Annotated in this window: 6 protein-coding genes and 1 pseudogene; 4 read left to right on the top strand and 3 right to left on the bottom strand. The window is 72.6% G+C overall.

Translation table 11 applies throughout. The features are described 5' to 3' along the window. Positions 1-4: 4 nt before the first annotated feature. From MNY62_RS24850 to rho, 3 genes are all read right to left on the bottom strand, one after another. Positions 5-175 carry a hypothetical protein gene (locus MNY62_RS24850; RefSeq protein WP_242347022.1) on the bottom strand — a complete coding sequence of 57 codons (171 nt, stop codon included), beginning with the start codon at positions 173-175 and terminating at the stop codon, positions 5-7. 124 nt (positions 176-299) lie between these two features. Then, positions 300-668 carry a 50S ribosomal protein L31 gene (gene rpmE, locus MNY62_RS25760; RefSeq protein ID WP_242347023.1) on the bottom strand — a complete coding sequence of 123 codons (369 nt, stop codon included), beginning with the start codon at positions 666-668 and terminating at the stop codon, positions 300-302. A gap of 128 nt (positions 669-796) precedes the next feature. Beyond that, complete coding sequence (rho, locus tag MNY62_RS24860; protein WP_242347024.1) at positions 797-2,110, bottom strand: transcription termination factor Rho; 1,314 nt, start codon at positions 2,108-2,110, stop codon at positions 797-799. Between the two features lie 291 nt (positions 2,111-2,401). On the opposite strand from rho, the gene ligA reads away from it, so the two are divergent. From ligA to MNY62_RS24880, 4 genes and pseudogenes are all read left to right on the top strand, one after another. Beyond that, positions 2,402-4,501, top strand: a complete 2,100-nt coding sequence (ligA, locus tag MNY62_RS24865; RefSeq protein ID WP_242347025.1) for an NAD-dependent DNA ligase LigA — start codon at positions 2,402-2,404, stop codon at positions 4,499-4,501. Continuing rightward, positions 4,501-4,782 carry an acylphosphatase gene (locus MNY62_RS24870; protein WP_242347026.1) on the top strand — a complete coding sequence of 94 codons (282 nt, stop codon included), beginning with the start codon at positions 4,501-4,503 and terminating at the stop codon, positions 4,780-4,782. The genes ligA and MNY62_RS24870 overlap by 1 nt, the downstream gene beginning before the upstream one ends. 168 nt (positions 4,783-4,950) lie before the next feature. Further along, on the top strand, positions 4,951-7,641 hold the full coding sequence (locus MNY62_RS24875; protein ID WP_242347027.1) for a TIGR03960 family B12-binding radical SAM protein: 2,691 nt from the start codon (positions 4,951-4,953) through the stop codon (positions 7,639-7,641). 188 nt (positions 7,642-7,829) lie between these two features. After that, a pseudogene (locus MNY62_RS24880) lies at positions 7,830-8,264 on the top strand (Rne/Rng family ribonuclease); the annotation flags it as partial.

Here is an 8,264-nt window from a genome sequence, read left to right on the forward strand (position 1 = left end):
GCCGTCAGGGCGCGGGCGGCGGCGCGGGGGGCGGCGGCGCAGGGCGGGCGGCGACCGGCGGGGGTCGCACGCCGAGCGCCACGCGCAGCTCGTCCCCGTAGAGCGCGATCGCCCCCGCCGCGAGCGCGACGAGCGCCCCGGTGACGACCGCGTACTCGACGATCCCCTGCCGCACGGGGGCGACGTGTAGACCGTCCCCTCGTGCGCCTTCAAGGTGCGGGGTGCGCCTACCCGCTCCGGAAAAGCGAAAGGCGGCGCCCCGGGGGACGCCGCCTCGTCGCTGCACCGGAGCGGACGAATTACTCGCCCTTCGCCTCGGCGGCCGGCTCGGCGGGCGCCGCCTCGGCCTTGGGCTTCGCGGCCTTGCCCGCCTTGGCGCGCTTCGCGGCGCGGTTCTCCTTCGGCGCCTCGGCCTTCTTGGCCGGCTCCGCCCTCACGGGCTCGGCCTTCTTCGCCTCGGCCTTCGCCGGCGACGCCGCGTAGCGGGTCTTGAACTTCTCGATGCGGCCCGCGGTGTCCATGATCTTCTGCTTGCCCGTGAAGAACGGGTGACACGCGGAGCAGATCTCGATGTGGAAGTCGCCGCGCGTCGAGCGGGTCTCGATGACGTTCCCGCACGCGCAGGTGACCTTCGCGGTCTTGTAGTCGGGGTGGAGCGCTTCCTTCATGGTGACCTCGGGGCCGCTTGCATCGGGCAGGTCTGCCGATGGTCCGGGCCCGGTGATGTGGAACTGCGCGATCTAGTCGGATCGGGGGGTTGCGTCAACCCCGGCGTGCGCCCGGCGCCTTCGCCCGGCTACTTGCCCCCGCCCACCATCATCTTGAAGAACTCCTCGTGGTTCTTCACCTGGCGGAACTTGTCGAGGATGAACTTCATCGCCTCGACGTTGTCGAGGCCGTTCAGGATGGTCTGGCGCAGGATGTAGATCTTCGAGAGCCAGTCGGCCGGGAGGAGGAGCTCTTCCTTGCGCGTGCCGCTCTTCCCGATGTCCATGGTGGGGAAGATCCGCTTCTCCATCATCTTGCGGTCGAGCACGATCTCGGAGTTCCCGGTGCCCTTGAACTCCTCGAAGATGACCTCGTCCATGCGGCTGCCGGTGTCGACGAGCGCGGTGCCGATGATGGTGAGCGAGCCGCCCTCCTCGATGTTGCGGGCCGCGCCGAAGAAGCGCTTCGGCTTGTGGAGCGCGTTCGAGTCCACGCCGCCGGAGAGGATCTTGCCGGAGGGCGGGACGGTCGAGTTGTAGGCGCGGGCGAGGCGGGTGATCGAGTCGAGCAGGATCACCACGTCCTTCTTGTGCTCGACGAGGCGGCGCGCCTTCTCGATCACCATCTCCGCCACCTGCACGTGGCGCGTGGCGGGCTCGTCGAAGGTCGAGGCGACCACCTCGCCCTTCACGGTCCGCTCCATGTCGGTCACCTCCTCCGGCCGCTCGTCGATGAGCAGCACGATGAGGGTGACCTCGGGGTGGTTCGTCGTGACCGCGTGCGCGATGTTCTGCAGGAGGACCGTCTTGCCGGCGCGCGGCGGCGAGACGATGAGGCAGCGCTGGCCCTTGCCGATGGGCGAGAACAGGTCGACGACCCGCGTCGTCATCTCGTTCGGATCGTGCTCGAGGCCGAGGCGCTCGGTCGGGTAGAGCGGCGTCAGGTTGTCGAAGAGGACCTTCGACTGGTTCTCCTCGGGCGGCTCGCCGTTGATGGTGTCCACCCTGAGGAGCGCGAAGTACCGCTCGCCGTCCTTCGGCTGGCGCACCGTCCCGCGCACCGTGTCGCCGGTGCGCAGGTTGAAGCGCCGGATCTGCGAGGGGGAGACGTAGATGTCGTCCGGACCCGGCAGGTAGCTGAAGTCGGGGCTGCGCAGGAAGCCGAAGCCGTCGGGGAGCACCTCGAGCGTGCCCTCGCCGCCGACCTCCATGTCCTCCTTCTTCTCCTCGGCGACCTTCGACTGGGCCTGGAGGATCGCGAAGATGAGGTCCTGCTTCTTCATCGCGCCGGCGGCCTCGATCTCCAGGCTGCGGGCGAGCTTCGCGAGCTCGGCGACCTTCATGTGCTTGAGGTCGGTGAGGCTCGACGGGGGAGACGCGGCGGGCTGAGCGGCGGCGGGCATGTCTGTCTCGGGAGGCGGGGCGCCCGGTCGGGAGGCGGGCGGCGCGGGTGCGCGACTGCTGGCGGTCTCGTGAGGAAACCGGAGGAGAGGCGGGAAACGTATGCGGCCCGTCCCGAGGTGTCAACGGCGCGCCCGGCCGCCGCCCGCTCCGGGCTCCGCGCCCCGCGCGGCTCCCCGGGGCGTGCCGGGGAGGTGCGCGGGAGGCGCGGTTCACGGCGAGCGCGCGAGGCTTCGGCAGCGCGCGCCAAGAAGCGATTGAAAGACGGGCCCGCCGGTCGTAATCCTGGCGCCATGCCGGCCGATGCCGACAGGGACGCCGCCGCCGTCCGCGCCGCGGAGCTCCGCGCGCGGATCCTCGCCGCCGACCATGCCTACTACGTCCTCGACCGGCCGGTCCTCGCGGACGTCGAGTACGACCGGCTCGTGCGGGAGCTCGCCGAGATCGAGGCGGCCCACCCCGAGCTCGCCACCTCCGACTCGCCGACCCAGCGGGTGTCGGGCGCGCCGAGCGAGCGGTTCGAGCGGGTCGTCCACCGCGAGCCCATGCTCTCGCTCGGGAACATCCAGACCGACGAGGAGCTCGACGAGTTCGACGCGCGCGTGCGCCGCCTGCTCGGCCTCGGCGAGGAGGTCCGGGTGGGCTACGTCGCCGAGCCGAAGCTCGACGGGCTCGCCGTCGAGCTCGTCTACGAGCGCGGCCGCTTCGTCCAGGGCTCGACCCGCGGCGACGGCGTGAACGGAGAGGACGTCACGGCGAACCTGCGCACGGTCGGCCGCACGGGGGCGAACCGGGGGGTGCCGGAGCGGCTCCTCGGCGAGGTCCCGCCGCGCGTCGAGGTGCGCGGCGAGGTGCTCCTCTTCAAGGAGCACTTCGAGGCGATGAACCGGCAGATCCTCCGCGCCGGCGGCGAGCCGTTCGCGAACCCCCGCAACGCGGCGGCCGGGTCGCTCCGCCAGCTCGACTGGCGCGTGACCTCGCGGCGCCCGCTCTCCTTTATCGCCTACGAGGCGCTCGTGCCCGGCGCGGAGCCCGGCGGCGCGCGGGCGGCGCCGGGCGCCTGGCGCACCCACACGGAGAAGATCGAGGCGCTCGGCCGCTTCGGCTTCGAGACGAACCCGGCGAACGCGCGCTGCGCGGGGATCGCGGAGGTGAAGGCGTACCGGGATCGCATGGCGCAGGGGCGCTTCGCGCTCCCGTACGACACCGACGGGGTCGTCGTGAAGGTGGACGACCTCGACTGGCGCCGCCGGCTCGGCGCGGCGTCCAAGTTCCCGCGCTGGGCGGTGGCCTTCAAGTACCCGCCGCAGGAGGAGGCGACGCGCATCCGGCGCATCTGGGCGTCGGTCGGGCGCACCGGCATCCTCACGCCCGTCGTGGACTTCGAGCCGGTCCGGCTCTCCGGCGCGATGGTCTCCCGCGCGACGCTCCACAACGAGGACGAGATGCGGCGCAAGGACGTCCTCGAGGGCGACTGGGTCCTCGTGCGCCGCGCGGGCGAGGTCATCCCGGAGGTCGTCATGCCGCTCAAGGAGCGGCGCACCGGGGAGGAGCGCCCTTTCGAGTTCCCCGCCGTGTGTCCGGTCTGCGGCGCGAAGGTGGTGCGCGAGGAGGGGGAGAAGGTCTACCGCTGCACCGGCGCCGCCTGCCCCGCCCAGCTCGTCGGGCGGCTCACCCACTTCTCCCAGCGGCGCGCCATGGACGTCGAGGGGCTCGGCGACAAGCTCGCCGCCGGCCTCGTCGAGCGCGGCCTCGTGCGGGACTTTGCGGACCTCTACGCGGTCCCCTTCCGCGCCTTCCAGGAGCTGTTCAGCCGGCCGCGCAAGGAGGAGCGGGACGCGAAGGCGGAGCTCCCGGAGAAGAGCGCGCAGAACATGCTCGACGCGCTCGAGCGCTCGAAGGACACGACGCTCCGACGCCTGCTCTTCGCGCTCGGGATCCCGCAGGTCGGCGAGGCGACCGCGGCGACGCTCGCGCGGCACTTCGGCGACCTCGCGCGCTTCATGGACGCGACCGAGGACGAGCTCCTCGCGGTGCGCGACGTCGGCCCGGAGACCGCGCGCGAGATCCGCGCCTGGACCGCCGAGCCGCAGAACCGGCGCGTGGTCGAGCGGCTCCTCGCGGCCGGCGTCCGGCCCGCGCCGGAGGCGATCGAGGCGCGCGGCCCGTTCGCGGGGAAGACCGTGGTCCTCACCGGCGGGCTCGCCGCCATGAGCCGCGACGACGCCAAGGCCGAGGTCGAGCGGCGGGGCGGCAAGGTGTCGGGTAGCGTCTCGCGCAAGACCGATCTCGTCGTCGCCGGCGAGGACGCCGGCTCGAAGCTCGAGAAGGCGCAGTCGCTCGGGGTGAAGGTCGTCGGCGAGGAGGAGTTCCTGCGGATGCTGGAGGAGTGATGGCCGATCTCGTGCGCGCGCACATCCTCGTGAGCGGGGAGGTGCAGGGGGTCTCGTTCCGTCAGGCGGCCGTGGACGAGGCACGCCGGCTGGGGCTCCGCGGCTGGGTGAGGAACGTCGCGGACGGCCGCGTCGAGGCCGAGGCGGAGGGCGAGCGCGCGAAGGTCGAGGCGCTCGTCCGCTGGTGTGGGCGGGGGCCGCCGGCCGCGCGGGTGGGAGACGTCCAGGTCTCCTGGAGGGCGCACGGGGGCGACCTCGGGCCCTTCGCCGTCCGCCGCTGAGGCGCCGTCCGGGCGTGCGCGTCCCCGGCCGGGCGCGACACCTCCAGCGTTGCCGCGGGCGGCGCGGTTGTGCTACGAACCCCAGCCCTGCCGGATTCGCGAGTAGGATCCGGCGCTTCCACACGACGTTGGGCGAGGCGCGGTTCGAACCCGCGGCCCGGCGAACCCATGAAGACTCCCTACGCGAACCTCCCGTCCGCGGTCGACGCGCTCGTGCTCGCCGCGCAGAAGCCGTCGCGCTACGTCGGCGGCGAGTTCGGCAGCGTGGTGAAGGACCTGTCCGCGGCGCGCGTGCGGTTCGCGCTCGCGTTCCCGGACACCTACGAGGTCGGCATGTCCAACCTCGGGTTCCGGCTCCTCTACCACCTGCTGAACGACCGCCCCGAGATCGCCTGCGAGCGGGTGTTCCTGCCCTGGCCCGACATGGAGGGCATGCTCCGCGCGCGGGGGGTGCCGCTCTTCACGCTCGAGTCGCGCGCGCCCGTCCGCGCCTTCGACCTGCTCGGCGTGACGCTCCAGTTCGAGCTCGCCTACACGAGCGTGCTCGCGATGCTCGAGCTCTCCGGCATCCCGCTGCTCGCGCGGGAGCGCGGCGGCGAGGATCCGATCGTCGTGGGCGGCGGCCCCTGCGCCTTCAACCCGGAGCCCGTCGCGGACTTCTTCGACTGCTTCGCGGTGGGGGAGGGCGAGGAGGTAGCGCTCGAGATCGCGGACGCGGTCGCGGAGAGCGGGTTCCGGCGCGGCGGCGCCTCGCGCGCGGAGCTGCTCCGCCGGCTCGCGCGCATCCCCGGGGTGTACGTCCCGTCGCTCTTCCGCCCGCGATACGACCCGGTGACGCGCGCGCTCGCCGAGCTCGAGCCCCTCGTGCCGGGCTACGAGAAGGTCGAGCGGCGCGTGATGCCGGACCTGAACGCGCTCCCGACGACCGCGTACACGCGGCCGCTCGTGCCGTTCATGCAGACGATCCACGACCGGCTCCCGATCGAGCTCCAGCGCGGCTGCACCCGCGGCTGCCGCTTCTGCCAGGTCGGCATGATCACGCGCCCGACCCGCCAGCGCGACCCGAAGCAGGTGCTCGGGCTCGCCGAGACCGGGCTCAAGGCGTCCGGCTACGAGGAGGTGGGGCTCCTGTCGCTCTCGTCCGGCGACTACGCGCCGCTGAACGGCATGCTCGACGACTTCCTCGCCCGCTGGGAGGGCGAGAAGATCGCGATGAGCCTGCCGTCCTTGCGCACCGAGACGATGAACGACTCGCTCGCGAAGAAGATCGCGCGGATCCGGAAGACCGGCTTCACGCTCGCGCCCGAGGCCGCGACGGAGCGGATGCGCGCCGTCATCAACAAGGGCAACCGCGAGGAGGACCTGCTCCGCGCCGTCGAGTCGGTGTTCCAGAACGGCTGGTCGCTGCTCAAGCTGTACTTCATGATCGGGCTCCCCGAGGAGCGCGACGAGGACGTGGTCGCCATCGCCGAGCTCGCGAGGAAGTGCCTCGGCACGGCGCGCCGAGCGCTGCCGAAGGGGCAGGGCTCCGCGGCGATCCACCTCGGCGCCTCCACCTTCGTGCCGAAGCCGTTCACGCCGTTCCAGTGGGAGCCGATGATCGCGCCGGAGGAGACCCGCCGGCGCCAGGCGCTCATCACCGCCGCGCTCGGCGGCCGGAACGGCGCGATCCAGTTCAAGCCGCACGACTCGCGGCAGTCCTCGATCGAGGGGGCCCTCGCCCTCGGTGACCGGCGCGTCGCGACCGCGGTGCTCGCCGCCTACCGCAGCGGGCAGCGGCTCGACGGGTGGTCGGAGTGGTTCGACGAGGGGCGCTGGATCGCGGCGTTCGAGGCGTGCGAGCGCGAGCACGGCGTCGGCCTCGACTGGTTCGCGCACCGCCGCCGGCGGCTCGACGAGGTCCTGCCGTGGGACCGGATCGACTGCGGCGTGACGAAGACCTACCTCGCGAAGCAGCTCGCCGCGGCGCGGAACCTCGCCGAGGTGGAGGACTGCGTGCTCGCCCCGTGCAGCGTGTGCGGCGCGTGCGACTACGAGGTGGTGAAGAACCGGACGTACGACGCGAAGGACTACGTCCCCGAGCCGCCCCCGCCGCCCCGCCCGCCCGAGCCGGCGCTCCGGTCGCGGGTGCGCGTGCGCTGGTCGAAGCTCGGCCGGCTCGTCGCGCTGTCGCACCTCGAGACCATGCACACCCTCCTGCGCGCCATCCGGCGCGCGGGGCTCCCGGTCGTCTACTCGCAGGGCTACCACCCGAAGCCGCGCGTCTCGTTCGGCCCGGCGCTGGCGGTGGGGATCGAGAGCCAGGCGGAGTTCATGGACCTCGAGCTCGCGGGCGAGCACGACCCGGCCGAGGTGGCCGCCCGGCTCGCTCCGGAGCTCCCGGGGGGGCTCGGGGTGCTCGACGCGCAGCTCGTGGACGCGAACGCCCCATCGATTTCCGAGTCACTCCGGGCCGTCCACTATCGTGCCGAGTTCGAGGGGGAGGGCTGGGACGAGGGGACCCTTTCGGATCGGGTGGCCGGGTTCGGCGAGGCCGACCAGGCGGTCGTCACCCGGGCGCCTCCCCCCAAGAGCCGCGGGCGTCGGCGACAGAAGGTCGCGGAGACGAAGGGAAGAGAGATAGACTTGAAAGAAATTGTGACCCACCTGGCCGTCGAAGGCCCGGCCACGGTCGCGTTCAGCTTGCGGGCGGATCCCTCCGGGAGCGCGAAGCCAGCCGAGGTGCTGGCTGCGATCTTCGGGGACGGGGAGCCGCCCAGGGGAGTGAAGGTTTTGAAGGAGGGCGTCAGCTTCGCGAGGGCGGGCGAGGGTCAGGTTTCTGGCCGTCAGCCGCGCGCGCCTCGCTACCTGGACGCCTGAACTACAGCGCGCCCCGCAGCGCCGCGACGAACCGCGGCCGCCGGGCGCGAGGAGCGCGACGCTTTGAGCGGAAGCTCGACAGCCGATCCGAGACGCCCGGCACCGCCCGGACGCCCGCGGTCGCGGCCCATCGTGATGACGGGCCTCGCTCTCCCCGCGCCTTCCCGGGGCGAGAGAGGACCATCGCCATGGCGGGCAACAGCATCCTCGTGATCAACGCGGCCGGCGCGGAGACTCGCGTCGCCCTCGTCGAGAACAACACCATCCACGAGTACTACCTCGAGCGAAAGCGCGAGAAGGGGATCGTCGGCAACATCTACAAGGGCAGGGTGGTTCGCGTGCTCCCGGGCATGCAGGCCGCCTTCGTCGACATCGGGCTCGACAAGGCCGCGTTCCTGTACGTCGGCGACGTCTACGGCGATCCCGAGTTCTCGGAGGAGTTCGAGCTCACCGAGGGCGAGCACCGCGTCGAGGTGCCGGAGGTGCCCACCGAGCAGGAGGCCGAGGCGGAGGAGGCCCGCGCCCGGGCGGTGGCATCCCAGCCGCCCGGCGCCGCGCCGGCCGCCACGCCCGACGAGGCGGCGCGCGCCTCCGGCGAGCCGGTCGCCGCGGCGGCGCCGCTC

This window comes from Anaeromyxobacter terrae (genome assembly GCF_022690685.1).
Taxonomy (GTDB): domain Bacteria; phylum Myxococcota; class Myxococcia; order Myxococcales; family Anaeromyxobacteraceae; genus Anaeromyxobacter; species Anaeromyxobacter terrae.

What these genes read in the sequence shown, in the direction of transcription:
- rpmE (WP_242347023.1), bottom strand. Translation starts at nt 668, where the DNA reads ATGAAGGAAGCGCTCCACCCCGACTACAAGACCGCGAAGGTCACCTGC.
- rho (WP_242347024.1), bottom strand. Translation starts at nt 2,110, where the DNA reads ATGCCCGCCGCCGCTCAGCCCGCCGCGTCTCCCCCGTCGAGCCTCACC.
- ligA (WP_242347025.1), top strand. Translation starts at nt 2,402, where the DNA reads ATGCCGGCCGATGCCGACAGGGACGCCGCCGCCGTCCGCGCCGCGGAG.
- MNY62_RS24870 (WP_242347026.1), top strand. Translation starts at nt 4,501, where the DNA reads ATGGCCGATCTCGTGCGCGCGCACATCCTCGTGAGCGGGGAGGTGCAG.
- MNY62_RS24875 (WP_242347027.1), top strand. Translation starts at nt 4,951, where the DNA reads ATGAAGACTCCCTACGCGAACCTCCCGTCCGCGGTCGACGCGCTCGTG.